Annotated in this window: 14 protein-coding genes and 1 pseudogene; 11 read left to right on the forward strand and 4 right to left on the reverse strand. The window is 72.5% G+C overall.

Annotation, left to right across the window (positions count from 1 at the left end; genetic code table 11):
• Positions 1–1,318: NCS2 family permease (locus VF612_RS14460; protein WP_408660555.1), on the reverse strand; the 1,318-nt coding region annotated here is incomplete at its 3' end.
• Between the two features lie 90 nt (positions 1,319–1,408).
• On the opposite strand from VF612_RS14460, the gene VF612_RS14465 reads away from it, so the two are divergent.
• Together VF612_RS14465 and VF612_RS14470 are read left to right on the forward strand one after the other, a co-directional pair.
• Positions 1,409–1,705: a DUF2530 domain-containing protein gene (locus VF612_RS14465; protein ID WP_408660556.1), complete on the forward strand. Its 297-nt coding sequence runs from the start codon at positions 1,409–1,411 to the stop codon at positions 1,703–1,705.
• Positions 1,706–1,712: 7 nt separating this feature from the next.
• Positions 1,713–3,608, forward strand: a pseudogene (locus tag VF612_RS14470) (aminodeoxychorismate synthase component I); the annotation flags it as partial.
• Here the strand turns inward: VF612_RS14470 and VF612_RS14475 are convergent.
• Positions 3,504–4,550: a DUF3027 domain-containing protein gene (locus tag VF612_RS14475; RefSeq protein ID WP_408660557.1), complete on the reverse strand. Its 1,047-nt coding sequence runs from the start codon at positions 4,548–4,550 to the stop codon at positions 3,504–3,506. The pseudogene VF612_RS14470 and the gene VF612_RS14475 overlap by 105 nt on opposite strands.
• A gap of 99 nt (positions 4,551–4,649) precedes the next feature.
• On the opposite strand from VF612_RS14475, the gene VF612_RS14480 reads away from it, so the two are divergent.
• From VF612_RS14480 to VF612_RS14500, 5 genes are all read left to right on the forward strand, one after another.
• Positions 4,650–6,182, forward strand: a complete 1,533-nt coding sequence (locus VF612_RS14480; RefSeq protein WP_408660558.1) for an MFS transporter — start codon at positions 4,650–4,652, stop codon at positions 6,180–6,182.
• 36 nt (positions 6,183–6,218) lie between these two features.
• On the forward strand, positions 6,219–6,398 hold the full coding sequence (locus VF612_RS14485) for a hypothetical protein (RefSeq protein ID WP_408660559.1): 180 nt from the start codon (positions 6,219–6,221) through the stop codon (positions 6,396–6,398).
• The gene (locus VF612_RS14490; RefSeq protein ID WP_408660560.1) at positions 6,398–7,150 is read left to right on the forward strand and encodes a futalosine hydrolase; all 753 of its coding nucleotides are present in this window, start codon (positions 6,398–6,400) and stop codon (positions 7,148–7,150) included. The genes VF612_RS14485 and VF612_RS14490 overlap by 1 nt, the downstream gene beginning before the upstream one ends.
• Positions 7,147–7,959, forward strand: a complete 813-nt coding sequence (locus tag VF612_RS14495; protein ID WP_408660561.1) for a 1,4-dihydroxy-6-naphthoate synthase — start codon at positions 7,147–7,149, stop codon at positions 7,957–7,959. Before VF612_RS14490 ends, VF612_RS14495 begins: the two co-directional genes overlap by 4 nt.
• Positions 7,960–8,068: 109 nt before the next feature.
• Positions 8,069–9,436, forward strand: a complete 1,368-nt coding sequence (locus VF612_RS14500; RefSeq protein ID WP_408660562.1) for a hypothetical protein — start codon at positions 8,069–8,071, stop codon at positions 9,434–9,436.
• 79 nt (positions 9,437–9,515) lie between these two features.
• Here the strand turns inward: VF612_RS14500 and VF612_RS14505 are convergent, their stop codons facing one another.
• Positions 9,516–9,899: a cold-shock protein gene (locus VF612_RS14505; protein WP_408650268.1), complete on the reverse strand. Its 384-nt coding sequence runs from the start codon at positions 9,897–9,899 to the stop codon at positions 9,516–9,518.
• A 155-nt stretch (positions 9,900–10,054) separates the two neighbouring features.
• Here VF612_RS14505 and VF612_RS14510 point away from each other — a divergent pair, with 155 nt between their 5' ends.
• On the forward strand, positions 10,055–10,297 hold the full coding sequence (locus VF612_RS14510; RefSeq protein ID WP_408660563.1) for a hypothetical protein: 243 nt from the start codon (positions 10,055–10,057) through the stop codon (positions 10,295–10,297).
• A gap of 88 nt (positions 10,298–10,385) precedes the next feature.
• Here the strand turns inward: VF612_RS14510 and VF612_RS14515 are convergent, their stop codons facing one another.
• Positions 10,386–11,075, reverse strand: coding sequence for an MOSC domain-containing protein (locus tag VF612_RS14515; protein ID WP_408660564.1), 690 nt, complete (start codon positions 11,073–11,075; stop codon positions 10,386–10,388).
• A gap of 99 nt (positions 11,076–11,174) precedes the next feature.
• Here VF612_RS14515 and VF612_RS14520 point away from each other — a divergent pair, with 99 nt between their 5' ends.
• The 3 genes from VF612_RS14520 to VF612_RS14530 form a co-directional block, all read left to right on the forward strand.
• The gene (locus VF612_RS14520) at positions 11,175–11,375 is read left to right on the forward strand and encodes a hypothetical protein (RefSeq protein ID WP_408660565.1); all 201 of its coding nucleotides are present in this window, start codon (positions 11,175–11,177) and stop codon (positions 11,373–11,375) included.
• Between the two features lie 16 nt (positions 11,376–11,391).
• Positions 11,392–13,800 (forward strand): helicase-associated domain-containing protein, encoded by a 2,409-nt coding sequence (locus tag VF612_RS14525; protein WP_408660566.1) that lies wholly within the window; start codon positions 11,392–11,394, stop codon positions 13,798–13,800.
• Positions 13,801–13,990: 190 nt separating this feature from the next.
• Positions 13,991–14,801, forward strand: an 811-nt coding sequence (locus tag VF612_RS14530) for a helicase-associated domain-containing protein (protein WP_408660567.1), incomplete at its 3' end; no start/stop codon positions are given.

Here is a 14,801-nt window from a genome sequence, read left to right on the forward strand (position 1 = left end):
AGTAGGTGAACGGCATCAGCACGATGGTCAGGAACGCCGGCAGCGCCAGCTCGAGGGTGTGGAAGTCGATATTGCGGACCTGGCGCATCATCAGGACGCCGACCACCACGAGCGCCGGGGCCGCCGCCTCGGACGGCACGAACTGCGCCAGCGGCGACAGGAAGATCGTGACCGCGAAGAGCAGGCCGGTGACCACCGACGCCAGCCCGGTGCGCGCGCCGTCGCCGATGCCGGCAGCCGACTCGACGTAGGTGGTGGCCGACGACGCGCCGGTGACGCCACCGGCCACCGCGGCCACCCCGTCCACCAGCAGCACCTGCTGGATGTTGGGCAGCTGGCCCTCCTTGTCGAGCAGGTCGGCCTCCTGGGCCAGCCCGATCGTGGTGCCCATGACGTCGAAGAAGTCGCTGAGCACCAGCGAGAACACGATCACGATGCCGGAGACGATGCCGACCGCGGAGAAGCCGCCGCCGAGGGAGAAGTCGCCGAGCAGGCTCAGGTCCGGCGCGCCGAAGTGCTTGCCCTCGAACGACGGCACATTCAGCGCCCAACCCCTGGGGTTGACCACCTTGCCGGTGGCGTCGGTCTGCGAGCCGATGTTGCCGACCGCCTCGATGATCACGGCCAGCACGGTGCAGAACAGGATGCCGATCAGGATCGCGCCGCGGACCTTGCGAGCCATCAGCACGGCGGTCAGCAGCACCCCCAGGACGAAGACCAGCGTCGGCCAGCCGTTGAGGTGCCCGCCGATGCCGATGTCGACCGGGGTGCCCGCGCCGCGCCGGACGAAACCGGCGTCGACCAGCCCGATCAGCGCGATGAACAACCCGATCCCCACCGCGATGGCGCTCTTGAGCTCGGCCGGGATGGCCCGGAACACCGCGACCCGGAAGCCGGTCAGCACCAGAGCGGTGATGACCAGGCCCTCGATCACCACCATGCCCATCGCGGCCGGCCACGACATCCGGGTGGCCACCTGGAAGGCGACGAAGGCGTTGAGCCCCAGGCCGGTGGCCAGCGCGAACGGATAGCGCCCGATCAGCCCCATCGCGATGGTCAGCACGCAGGCCACCAGGGCCGTCACCGCGGCCACCGCGGCGAGCGCCGGCGTCTGGCCGCCGCCCAGGTACTTACCGTCGGCATCCTTGACCGTGCCGATGATCAGCGGGTTCAGCACCACGATGTAGACCATCGTCACGAAGGTCACCAGGCCGCCGCGCACCTCCCGGGGGATGGTCGAGCCCCGTTCGGTGATCGAGAAGTAGCGGTCCAGTCCGGTGCTGCGACGGGTGGCGCCAGGTGCGGTCTCGGTTGCCATGCTGCTCCAGGTCTTGGGCTCGGATGACGGGGAGTATTGCAGTGATCCACGACAGTTCGGCGGCGGCTCGGTGGCGTAGCGTGGGAGATTGTGAGCAGGACTGGCAAGCCGCGATCTCCGGCCGCCGCTCCGGCGACCCCGGACGACCCAGCCAGGCCGCCGGTTGCCGACGTCGGCGCCCAGATGATGGCCGTCGACGCCCGCCGGGTGTTGCTGGCCGGCACCGCCGCGTTCGGGCTGGCCTTCCTCGTCCTGCTGCCGTTCTGGTCCTGGCTGGGCGAGCACCAGCACCGGGTCTGGCTGTGGACGGCGCTGGCCGGAACGGTGCTAGGGCTGCTGGCGCTGCCCCTGGTGCGCAAGCATTCCGGGGAAGGCCGGCTTGGCTGAGCTGGTCGTGCGCCGGCTGCGGCTGCGGGCGGTGCCGGGCGACCTGCTGCGTGCCCTGGCCCGCTCCGGCGAGCTCGACACCCGGGTGCTGGTGTGCCTGGCCGGCAACTGGGCAGACCGGGCCCCGATGATCTGCTGGAACCCGGTCCGCCAGGTCAGCGACCCCACGTCCATCGGCGAACCTCCCGCGGTGACCGGGCAGGCCCGGGGCGCCGTCGGCGGCGGCTGGTTCGGCTGGTGGAGCTACTCCGGCCCGTCCTGGTTCGGCCTCTTCGAGCAGGTGCTGCGCCGGGGCCCGGACGGCGACTGGTGGCTGGAGTCCATCGCTGGCCGCCCCGGTGCGGACCTCGCCGAGCAGGCCGCGGTGATCGAGCGGATCGGCCGCGATGCCGCGCAGCCGGAACCCGTCGTGATCAGCGGCCTGACCGGCGCGTCCCGGCAGCGCCACCTGGCCGCCGTGGAGCAGGCGATCGCCGCGATCCGGGCCGGTGAGCTGTACCAGGTCAACATCTGCGCGCGGTTCTCCGCCCGCGTGACCGGCTCCCCCGTGGACCTGTTCGCCGCCGGCCTGGCCCGGCTGGCGCCGGACTACGCCGCCTTCGTGCAGACGCCGGCCAGGACGGTGGTCAGCTTCTCCCCGGAGCTGTTCCTGCACCGGGACGGCGACGGCGTGCGGACCGCGCCCATCAAGGGCACCCGGCGCCGGCTCGGCTCGACCTGCGGAGCCGACATCGACGCTGACGCGGACCGGGCGATGGCCACCGAGCTGCGGCAGTCGGCTAAGGACCGCGCCGAGAACGTGATGATCGTCGACCTGATGCGCAACGACCTGTCCCGGGTATGCCTGCCCGGCAGCGTCAGCGCTCCGCACCTGCTCAGCGTCCGCCCGGCGCCCGGCGTCTGGCACCTGGTGTCGGAGGTGACCGGGCAGCTGAGCCCCGCCGCGACCGACTCGGACCTGCTGGCGGCCTGCTTTCCACCCGGCTCGGTCACCGGAGCTCCGAAGATCCGCGCGCAGCAGCTGATCGCCGACCTGGAGGACGCCGGCCGCGGGGTGTTCACCGGCGCCATCGGCTACCTCAGCCCGCTGCCCGCCGCTGCGCAGCCAGCCACGACCCTGCCTGACCAGGGCCACCCCCGGCCGGGCCGGATGGAGTTCAACGTCGCCATCCGGACCTTCGAGATCGTCGGGAACCGGCTGGAGCTGGGCGTGGGTGGCGGGATCACCGCCGACTCGGTGCCGATGCAGGAATGGCAGGAATGCCTGGTCAAGGCCGCTCCGCTGCTGGCGCTCGGCGGCGCGACGGCGGCCGCGGACCGGCCGCTGCCGCCCCCGGACGTGGTACGCGCCCAGGACGGGGTGATCGAGACCATGCTGGCGGTGGACGGCCGGATCGTCGCGCTCGCCGATCACCTGGCCAGGCTGCAGGCGTCCTGCCTGGAGCTCTACCGGCTGGCGCTGCCGCCCGACCTGCCCCGGCGCCTGCACGAGGCGGCGGCCGGCGTCCCCGGCCGGCAGCGGGTGCGGCTGCGGTTCGGACCCGGCCTGCCCGCCGCGCAGATCGAGGTGACTGCCGCAGCGGATCGGCATGATCCGGTGACCCTGCACTGCCACTCCGGCCGCCGTGGCAGCTGGCGGCACAAGTGGGCCGATCGCGCATGGCTGGACAGCCTGGAACGCGACGGCAGCTGGCCGCTGTTCGTCGAGCGCGCGCCGGACGGCCGCGAGCTGGCGCTGGAGACCAGCTGGGGCAACCTGGCGGTGATCTGCCGGGCCGGCGTGCTGCGGACTCCGGAGCTAGGCGAGGACGTCCTGCCCGGCATCACCCGGCGGCGGGTTCTCGACGCCGCCCTGGACCGGGGCTGGCCGGTCGAGCTCGGGCCGGTCCTGATCTCCGAGGTCCGCAGCGCCCGGCTGGTGCTCAGCCTCTCCAGCATCCGCGGCATCGCCGCTGTCGGCTCCCTCGACGGCTGCCCGCTCGCCGTCGACCAGGCCCTGCTCGCCGAGATCGGCGGCTGGCTCGGCTGAGACCTCGGCTGAGGCATCGGCTGGCTCGGTTGACGCAGCGGGGACCTCCGATGAGCCCTCGCCGGAATCCCGCGGCTCGAGGTCGATCAGGTCGTCCTCGAAGATCTCGACGGGCTCGTCGGCCACCATCTCGACGACTGCCTCCGAATGCGCGCCGCACCCGTACTCGACCGACACCACCTGGCCGTCGGCCTCGGTGATCTCGTTGCCGCAGACCCCGAAGCCGGCCTGCAGCGAGCCGGCCAGCGGCAGGAAGAACCCGCAGGTGCCGCAGTTGGCCGGCGCCTGCTTGGCCATCGGGCTGTCCGGGCCGTGCGAGCCGGCCTGCCAGCGCTCGGCAGCGTCCAGCCGGCCGAGCCGGGACAGCACCCGGACCCGGCCCAGCCCCAGCTCGAAGGCCACTTGCTCGACCTGCGGATCGTCGGAGAGCAGGTATGCCGGCGCGAGCCGGGGGTCGTCCGGAGCGGTCGGCAGCAGGTCGCCGGGACTGAGGTCGCCCGGTTGCAGCCGCTCGCTCCACGGAACCCATTCCGGCGCGCGGAGCGAGTTCTCACCCGGCAGCAGCACCACCTCGGCGACCGTCGGGTCCGAGTTCGGCGCGCGCACCAGGGTGACGGCCCAGAACCAGCCGACGTAGCCGGGCAGCGAGGCGGCGAACGCGTGCGTGACGGCCAGCTCGCCTTCGGGGTGCACGCCCAGGTGCTCGCCGACGTCGGAGCCGGCCATCTCGATGGCGGCAGCCCGCGCCAGCTCCACCGCGGCGGCGGTGGGTGCGTCAACGGTTTGCGGCTGGCTCGGCGGGCTCGCAGCGGTCACCGGTGCATTGTCGCACCACCGCGACCGGCTGGGCACACCACCGCGACCGGTGAGCGCATTGCCGGGGCACCGGCCGCCCTGGTGCGGCAGGATAGAGCCGTGACGGTGGGAGAGGGCTCGGCCGGTTCGGCCAACCCCGAGCAGGCGGACGCGGACGGCTACTCCGCCCCCACCTACTCCGATGCCGGCAGCGCGGACCCGGCCGGCCGGCGCGTGCGGCTGGGCCGGGACCGGCAGCGGCCGGCCCGGGTGCTGGCCCGTCCGGTGAGCGCCAGCGACGTCACGGTCACCCGGGCGGTGCTGGCCCGCAGCAGCTACCTCTCCCGGCTGCTCGCCCACAAGGTGATCTCGGCCAGCGAGGCCGACGGCGCCCGCGAATCGGGCCTGAGCGCGCTCATCTGGAACCAGGTGATGTCCTACGCGGCCGACGCGATGGTGACCGTCGCGCTGGCCGGCACGGTGTTCTTCTCCGCGCCGTCGGAGGCCCAGCGGGGCAACGTGCTGCTCTACCTGCTGATGACGATGGCTCCGTTCGCGGTCATCGCGCCGGTGATCGGGCCCGCGCTGGACCGGGTGCAGCACGGCCGGCGCTGGGTGATGGCCGGCACCGCGCTGGGACGGGCGGCGCTGGCGGTCGTGATGGCCCTGCACTTCACCGACCTGCTGGTGCTGTTCCCGGCCGCGCTGGGGTCGCTGGTGCTGTCCAAGGCGTACGCGGTGATCCGGTCCTCGGCCGCGCCCCGGCTGGTGCCGGCCAACCTGACGCTGGTCGAGGCGAACGCCCGGCTGTCGATCTTCGGGCTCGCCGCCGCGCTGCTGGGCGGCGGCCTGGTGGGGGTGGCCATCAAGGTCACCGGCTCGTACGCGTTCGGCCTCTTGATCACCGCCGTGGCGTTCACGATGACCGGCATCTCGGCGCTGCGGCTGCCCAGGATCGTGGACGCGCTGCCGGCCTCGCTGCGGTACAAGGGCGACCTGCGAGCTGCCCGGGCCGCCCGCCGCCGCCCTCGCGGGCTGGTCGCCCGGCTGCTCGCTTGGGCCAGGCGCGGTTTCGACCCGCCGGTGATCGTGGCGCTGCAGGGCGAGTCGACGCTGCGCTGGCTGGCCGGCTTCCTCACCCTGTTCCTGGCCTTCTACATCGAGTCGGTGTCCCACGGCTGGCAGGCGGTGGCCAGCCTCGGCGCGCTGGGCGCGGCCAGCGGGATCGGCAACTTCGTCGGCACCGGCATCGGCACCCGGCTGCGGCTGGCCCGTCCGGACCTGATCATCCTGCTGTGCACCTCGGCCGCCGCGGCCGGCTGCCTGGCCGCCGCGGTGCTGTTCAGCTTTCCGCTGGCGATCGCCGCGATGCTGGTCAGCGCGGTGGCCAACTCGCTGTCCAAGCTGTCGATGGACGCGATCATCCAGCGTGACGTGGCCGAATCGCTGCGGTCCTCGGCGTTCGGACGCTCGGAGACGTTCCTGCAGCTGGCCTGGGTGCTCGGGGCCACCATCGCGCTGCTGCTGCCTGCCGGCAACGGGCGGCTGGGGTTCCTGGTGGCCGCCGGCGTGCTGATCATCGTCTCGGTCACCATGGGGCTGCACGAGCGCGCGCTCAGGGTCCACCGGCTCAGGGCCCAGCAGCAAACCTAGCGCTGGCGGCCGACCCGGCGCAGGTAACCTCGGCGGGTGACTTCCGGACCCCGTGCCCCGGCCGGCGGCTCCCAGATCCTGCTGGACGTGCCCAAGGAGCTGGCCGACAGCGGCTGGATCGTGGCGCCCTTCACCTCCGACGGCAAGACCAACACCGTGCTGCGCCCGACCAACCAGCTCACCACCTGGCTGCTCGGCGTCCAGCTGAGGCAGTGATGAGCGCCCGGATCCTGGTGGTGACCGCGGTCGCGGCCGAGCGGGACGCGGTGCTGGCCGGGCAGCTGCTGGCCGGGCGGAGCCAGGCGACCGGCACGGTGGCGGGCCTGCAGGTGTACCGCGCCCTCACCCCGGCCGGCCTGCTGGACGTGGTGTGCGGCGGGGTCGGGCCGGTCGCCGCGGCGGTCAGCACCGGGTGCCTGCTGCGGCAGGGCTACTCGCTGGTGATATCGGCCGGCATCGGCGGCGGTTTTCCGGCCGCCGAGGTGGGCGCGGTGGCAGTGGCCAACGCGGTCGTGCACGCCGACCTCGGCGCGGAGACGGCGGACGGCTTCCTGTCGATGGCCGAGCTCGGCTGGGGCGCGGTCCGGTATCCGGTCGACCTGGGCTGGGCGGCTGCGCTCGGCCGGCGGACCGGCGCGGTCACCGGCGCGGTGCTGACGGTGTCGACGGTGACCGGCAGCCAGCAGCGCGCCGACCAGCTGCTGGCCAGCCACCCGGACGCCGTCGCCGAGGGCATGGAAGGCGTCGGGGTGTGCCTGGCCGCCGCGCAGGCCGGGGTGCCGTTCGCCGAGCTGCGCGCCATCGCCAACCCGGTCGGCCCCCGGCACCGGGAGTCCTGGCGGATCCCCGACGCCCTGGCGGCGCTGGGCGCCGCGTTCGACCGGCTGCTCGCCGAGCCACTGCTTGCCGAGCCGCTGCTTGCCGAGCCACTGCTTCCCGAGCCGCTGCCGCCGGGAGCCGGGGCATGACCGCGCTGGAGCTGGCGTTCTCGCCCTGCCCCAACGACACCTTCATCTTTCACGCCTGGACGCACGGCCTGATCCCCGGCGCCCCGGCGGTGAACGTCACCTTCGCCGATGTGGACGTCACCAACACCGCCGCCGAGCAGGGCCGCTTCGACGTCGTCAAGGTGTCCTACGGCGCGCTGCCCTGGCTGCTGGAGCGCTACCGGCTGCTGCCGTGCGGCGGCGCGCTGGGACGTGGCTGCGGCCCGCTGGTGCTCACCGCCGACGACCGGGCGGACCTCGACGGCGCCCGGGTAGCGGTGCCCGGTGAGCGCACCACCGCGTACCTGCTGATGCGGCTATGGGCCGCCGGGCAGTCACCGGCCTCGGTCGAGGTCGTGCCGTTCGCCCAGATCATGCCGGGGGTCCGCGACGGGCGCTTCGACGCCGGGCTGGTGATCCACGAGGCCCGGTTCACCTATCCGCGCTACGGCCTGCGGGCGCTGGCCGACCTGGGGCAGTGGTGGGAGCAGAGCACCGGGCATGCCATCCCGCTGGGCGCCATCCTGGCCCGCCGGGAGCTCGACGCCGGCCGGCTGACCGAGGTGCTGCGCGCGTCGGTGGACCACGCCTTCGCCCATCCGGACGCCTCGGCGGAGTTCGTCGCCGCGCATGCCGACGAGCTGGAGCCGGAGATCCAACGCCAGCACATCGAGTTGTACGTCAACTCCTTCAGCCGGGACCTCGGCGAGGAGGGGTACGCGGCGATCGAGCTGCTGCTGGGCCGGGCGCAGGCGGCCGGGCTGGTGCCCGCCTTCGGGCCGCTGCGCTAGCTGTTCAGCGCCAACACCTTCCAGACGTCCTTGCGCTTCATGCTGGTGTGCCCCATTCTGGCCATCTTGTCCAGCTGCGCCCACGGGCCGCGGAATCACGGGGAGCTCCATGCGACTGCCGAAGTTGTTCACCATCCTCATCGCGGGCTGCGTGCTCGCCGCCCTGTCGCCGCTGGGCACGGCCCAGGCCGCGTCCGGGCCGACGATCGACAACACCAGCCTGACCAACGGCGGCAGGCCCTGCTCGGCGACGACCCCGCCCGTGGTGCTGGGGGGGTTTGCTTCCTACCTGCAGGCAGCCGGGTCCGACGACACCTACACGTACTCCGGTTTCGACTACACCTTCACGATCTGGCCGGTGGCCGATCCGGCCGCTGCGCGGAGCGTCATCGATCACGCGTACGACTCGGGCGAGATCGCCACCGCTCGGCTCCCTGCCGATGTGCTGACCGACGGTGGCAGCTATGCCTGGCGGGTACAGCTCACCACCAGTAATGGAACCTCGCCCTGGTCACCGGTCTGCACCTTCCGCTACGACTACACCGCGCCGGCCGCGCCGTCGATCAGCTCCGCCAATTACCCGCCGTTCCCCGGAGCCCTGGGCCCGGTCGGCCAGTTCGCGCAGTTCACCTTCGACGCCGGCGGCGACCTCGACACGGCCGGCTTCGCCTACAGCTGGAATGTAGAACCGGGGGTGTCCGGATGCGTGTGGGGCAGCGTGTTCGAGCCACTGGCCTGCCCGGACTTCCTCTCCGGACCCGACACGGTCCGGCTGGCAAGCCCCGGCGGCACCGCCACCGTCACGCTCAATCCGGTTTCCCACGGCCCCCAGACCCTGTTGGTGGCTGCTCTGGACGCCGCGGGAAACCGGTCAGAACTCGTGCGGTACGAGACCTACGTGCCGTACTCCGGGCCCACCGTCACCCAGGCGGACAGCCGTCCGATCTGCGGCAACATCGCCAGAGTGATCTTCTCACCGCACCCGGGACTCACCCCGGTCAGCTCGTACACCTACGCCTTCGGCCAGGGCCCGGCCGTCACCGTCCCGGCTGATGCCGACGGCACGGCCCAGGTGTCGATCAAGGAGAACCAGGAGTCCGGAAACCTCGCTGTCACCAGCATCGGGGCGAACGGATTCCGATCCAGCACGGCAAACCACTGGCTCAACGTGAACCCGCAGGTCTCCGTCTATTCCAACGTGTACACCAACTACGGCCAACCCGTCGGTGGCGTCGGCGTGACCGGCAAGTTCACCTTCCAACCGCCCTTCTCCGAGAGCGGGCCGCCGGCCGCGTTCAGCTACCGCTTCCCGAACGGCCCGACGAGGACGGTGGCCGCCACGGACGAGTTCGGCAGCGCCACTGTGCAGTGGGCGCCGACCCGCGCCGGCCAGCAGACCCTGACGGTTCAGTCGATCAATGCGGACGGCTCACCCGGAGCCTGTACGACCAGCTACACCTTCACCGTCGCTCGCTAGGGCCGCGGGCCGGCGAGTACGGCTCGCGAACGCGAACGGGCCCCGGCAGCTGGCTGCCGGGGCCCGGTACGCGCGCAGCTCAGCTGTCCAGGTTGTCGGCCACCGCCCGCAGCAGGGTGGCGACCTTGCGGCCCTCCGCCCGGTCCGGGTAGTGCCCGCGGCGCAGCGAGTTGCCCACCTTGTCGAGCAGCTTGATCAGGTCCTCCACGATCGGAGTCATCTCCTCGGCCGGCCGCCGGGTGGCCTTGACCACCGACGGCATCGGCTCGAGCAGCCGGACCTGCAGGGCCTGGTTGCCCTTGCGGCCCTGAACGATGCCGAACTCCACGCGCTGCCCGGGTTTCAACTCGGGAACCCCCGCCGGGAGGGCGTCCTTGTGCACGAAAACGTCCGCGCCTTCGTCGTCGGCAAGAAAACCGAAGCCCTTTTCGGCGTCGAACCATTTCACCTTGCCGGATGGCATGACTGAACTCCCCATTACTCGTGTCAAGACTGGAATCACGCTGCCAGTGCAAGCTTGCCTCGGTGTACAAACGACTGACGCCCGCACGTCGTGCGGACGTCAATGTCACAGGCTATCGCGCGTCCGGAGCCGGGCGCACCGGAGATACTCGATAGATGCCAGCAGCTTCTGCCCGGCCAGGCATGGTCCGTGCCGGCTTCGTCCTGTTCGCCGTGGGGCTGGTGTTCCTGGCGGTGACCGTCCTGCCGTTCTTCTTCGGCGCGCACGACCGGCCGCTGTGGCTCAACGCCGGCTGCCTGCTGGCGCCGGCCGGTCTGGTGCTGGCGGTGACCGGAGCGTTGCGGGCCGGTCGCGCCGACCAGCGGGCAGCCTCGGCCGCGGTGGACCGGGCCGGCTGACCTGCGGTGGACCGCGCCGGCTGACCTGCGGCGGACCGGGCCGGCTGACCTGCGGTGGATCGCGCCGGCTGACCTGCGGTGGACCGCGTTAGCCGACCCCGTCTGCCGACCGGAGCCACACCTGGGCCGACCGACGCACCGACTCCGGCAGCTCAGTGGCGGTGAGCAGCTTCGGCGCCAGGGTTCGGTCACCGCTCAGCGCGCGCAGCGTCTCGGCGATGGTCAGCCCGTGCGAGGGCCGGTCCAGCACCCGCACCTCGTCGCCGGCGGCCACCGCGCCTTCGGTCAGCACCCGCAGGTAGGCCCCGGGACGGCCTGCCTGGACGAAGCGCTTGGGCAGCTGTCTGATGTTCCAGAAGTTGGCGAAGGTGGAGCACGGCAGCCGCGGCACCGCCACCTGCAGCACCGCCCCGCCGACCTGCCAGCGCTCGCCGATCACGGCGTTGGTGACGTCCACACCGCGCAGCGTGAGGTTCTCCCCCAGCGACCCGGGCCCCAACTCGAAGCTCAGCTCGTCGGCCAGGTGCTCCTGCCACCACTCGGTGTCCTCGCTGGCGTAGGCGTACACCGCCTGGTCCACCCCGCCGTGGTTGGCGGTGTCGCAGATGGAGTCGCCGTCCAGGCCCAGCCGGCGAACCTGCACCGGCTGGCCCACCGGGCGCTTGTCGATGCCGGTCTTGGCCGGTTTGCTGTCCCCCCGGATTCCGGAGCGCGGCGGTGGCGTGTCGATGACGCGCGCGAGATTGACCGCCAGGACCTGCGAGTTCTCAGCTGCCACGGGCTACACCCTAGGTCACGTGGCACACTGATCTTTCGGCCTGTCGCCGGGCCGGCCGAACTGACCAGGGCAGCGCGAGCAACGCAGAGGGTGACGCAGATGGCAGGCATGACGCCGCACAACCAGCCCCAGCACACCTGGGACGATGCCTATCCCGAACACCCGGTCAACGAGCTGCTCTCGGACAAGGCCGGCTCGCAGAGCCCCTTCGGCGACGACCTGACCTTCCCGCTGCCGGTCGAGGAACTGAACTATCGCCACCCCGGCCCCGACAACCGGCCGTTCCTCGCTGGCCGCTGACTCCTTCCCAGCTGGTGTGACCGCACAACCGCAGGCTCTCACGCGCGCCGGAGCGCCCCAGACACTGACCGAGTGGCTGCGCGGCTGGACCGACGCGCAGCTGGTCACGCTGCTGCGCCGCCGTCCGGACCTCGCGCTGCCGGCGCCGGTCGACCTGAGCTCGCTGGCCAGCCGGGCCAGCGTTCGGACCTCGATCTCCCGCGCGCTGGACGGCCTGGACGCCTTCACGCTGCGGACCCTCGAAGTGCTGGTCTGCGCCGGCCCGGACGCCTCGCTGGCCGCCGTGCAGGCATGGTTCCGCCCGGAGCTCGCCGCCGATGTCGCGGCCGCGCTGGACCGGCTCGCGGAGTGGGCGCTGATCTGGGGCGACGCCGAGCGGCTGCATCCGGTGGGCACCGTCCGGGAGGTGCTCGGCCCGTACCCGGCGGGGCTCGGACGCCGGGCCGCCGACCTGTTCGCCACCGTCAACGACATCGCGCTGGCTCCGCTGCTGCGCCAGCTGGGATTGCCGCCCGCCACCCAGCCCCGGTCCGGCAGCTCGGCCGCAGCGGCCATCGAGGAGCAGTTCCCCCGGCTGCTGGCCGAGTGCTCGCCGGCCGAGCGCTCGATCCTGGACCGGCTCGCCGCAGGCCCCCCGATCGGCGCCCTGCGCAACGCCCTGCACGGCGGGCTGGCGCGCGGCGATGCGGACAACCCGGCTCGCAACCTCCTCGACCTCGGGCTGCTGGCGCCCATCGACAACCACACCGTCGAGCTGCCGCGGGAGCTGGGGCTGGCGCTGCGGTCCCAGCCGGCCGGCGAGGTGTCGCCGCGGCCGCCGGAGATCGAGGCGATCGAGCGGGGCGGCGCGGTGATCGACGGCGGCGGCTGCACCCAGGTGCTGGACACCGTCCGGCTGGTGGAGCTGCTGCTGAACGAGATCGCCGCCGACCCGCCCAGCCTGCTGCGCGCCGGTGGCCTCGGGGTCCGTGAGCTGCGGCGGCTCAGCCGGGCGCTGGACGCGGCCGAGCCGGTCACGGCGCTGCTGGTGGAGGTCGCCTACGAGGCCGGCCTGCTGTCGCATTCGACCACCGCGGACCCGGTCTACCTGCCCACCACCGAGTTCGACAGCTGGCTGCGCCGGGGCTCCGCCGAGCGCTGGGTGCAGCTGGCGACCGCCTGGCTGTCGATGACCCGGTTGCCGAGCCTGGTGGGCGCCCGCGATGACCGGGACAAGTCCATCGCGGCGCTGTCGGCCGACGCCGAGCGTCACAGCGCGCCGGCGTTGCGGCTGCAACTGCTCGGCCTGCTCGCCGAGCTGCCGCCGGGGCTCGCGCCCGGTTCGGACGAGCAGGTGCTGGCCCGGCTCGGCTGGCAGGCGCCGCGGCGGGCCTCAGCCAGCCGCAAGAGCGCGGCCAGCATGCTCGGCGAGGCCGCTGTCCTGGGCCTGACCGGCTACGGCGCGCTCACCGGCTACACCCGGGCGCTGCTGCACGGCGCCGAGACCGGAGCAGCGCAGGCCGAGGCCAATGCGACCCATGCCCTGACCGCGGCGCTGCCGGAGGCGGTCGAGGACTTCCTGCTGCAGCCGGACCTGACCGCTGTCGTCCCTGGGCCGCCCGCGCCGGACCTGCAGCGGGAGCTGAACCTGGTGGCCGACCTGGAATCCACCGGCGGGGCGTCGGTGTACCGGATCGGACCGGTGAGCCTGCGCCGCGCGCTGGATGCCGGGCGGACCGGCTCGGACCTGCAGCAGTTCTTCGCCAGCCGGTCCCGGACCCCGGTGCCGCAGGCGCTGCAGTACCTGATCAATGACGTGGCCACCCAGCACGGCCGGCTGCGGACCGGCACCGCCACCAGCTACCTGCGCTGCGACGACGAGGCGCTGCTGAACCGGGTGCTCACCGACCCGGCGCTGGAGTCCCTCGGCCTGGTCCGGATCGCGCCCACCGTGCTGATCTCGTCCGCGGCGATCTCGACCGTCCTGGAGCGACTGCGCCGCAGCGGCTTCTCGCCGGCCGCGGAGTCCGCCGACGGGGCGGTGGTCAGCCTCTCCGCCGACTCCCCGCGCGTGCCGGGCCGCCAGCACTCCCGGATCTCGCGGATCCGGGCCAGCACGATCGGCGAGAGCCAGCTGGTCGAGGTGGTGAACCGGTTGCGGGCCAGCGAGCGGCTGGCCGCCGCGGTCACCAACGCCACCAGCCGGGTGTCCCAGCAGGTGCCGGGGGTGACCTCGGCCTCGATCCTGGAGCTGCTGCGGACCGCCGTGCGCGAGGAGCTGCAGATCGCCATCGGCTACGTCGACGACACCGGCACCCCGTCCCAGCGCACCCTGCTGCCGATCTCGCTCGGCGGCGGCATGCTGCGCGGCCACGATCCCGAGGACGGCCGGTTGCGAAGCTACCCCCTGCAGCGGATCACCACGGTCAGCCTGCTGGACGAGTGAGCGAGCATCGAGCGAGGCGCGCAGCGATTGACAGCACCGAGTGAGCGAGCATCGAGCGAGGCATCGAGCGAGGCGCGCAGCGATTGACAGCACCGGGTGACCGGACGGGGAACATCCGACTGGCCGATTTCCTTGGCACAATGGATAGTTCGCATGCCTGTGCCACCGAAGTTTTGAGGAGCTCACCCGGGTGACCGACGGACCCCTGATCGTCCAATCCGACAAGACCCTGCTGCTCGAGGTCGACCATCCGACGGCCGCCGAGGCCCGCGCGGCCATCGCGCCGTTCGCCGAGCTGGAACGGTCCCCCGAGCACGTGCACACCTACCGGCTGACGCCGCTGGGACTGTGGAACGCCCGCGCGGCCGGCCACGACGCCGAACAGGTCGTCGACGCCCTGGTCCGGTTCTCCCGCTACACGGTGCCGCACGCGCTGCTGGTCGACGTCGCCGACACCATGGACCGCTACGGCCGGCTGCAGCTGGTCAAGCACCCGGTGCACGGGCTGGTCCTGATCAGTCTGGACCGCGCGGTGCTGGAAGAGGTGCTGCGGCAGAAGAAGATCGCCCCGATGCTCGGCGAGCGGATCGACAACGACACGGTGCTGGTGCACCCGTCCGAGCGTGGCCGGCTCAAGCAGGCGCTGCTGAAGGTGGGCTGGCCGGCCGAGGACCTGGCCGGCTACGTCGACGGCGAGGCGCATCCGATCGAGCTGGACAACGCCGACTGGACGCTGCGGCCCTACCAGCAGCAGGCGGTGGACTCGTTCTGGCAGGGCGGCTCGGGCGTGGTGGTGCTGCCCTGCGGCGCGGGCAAGACCCTGGTCGGCGCGGCGGCGATGGCCCAGGCCAAGGCGACCACCCTGATCCTGGTCACCAACACCGTCTCCGGACGGCAGTGGAAGAGGGAGCTGTTGGCGCGCACCTCCCTGACCGAGGAGGAGATCGGCGAGTACTCCGGGGAGAAGAAGGAGATCCGGCCGGTCACCATCGCCACCTACC

This window comes from Jatrophihabitans sp., from assembly GCF_036388195.1.
Classification (GTDB): Bacteria; Actinomycetota; Actinomycetes; order Mycobacteriales; family Jatrophihabitantaceae; genus Jatrophihabitans_A.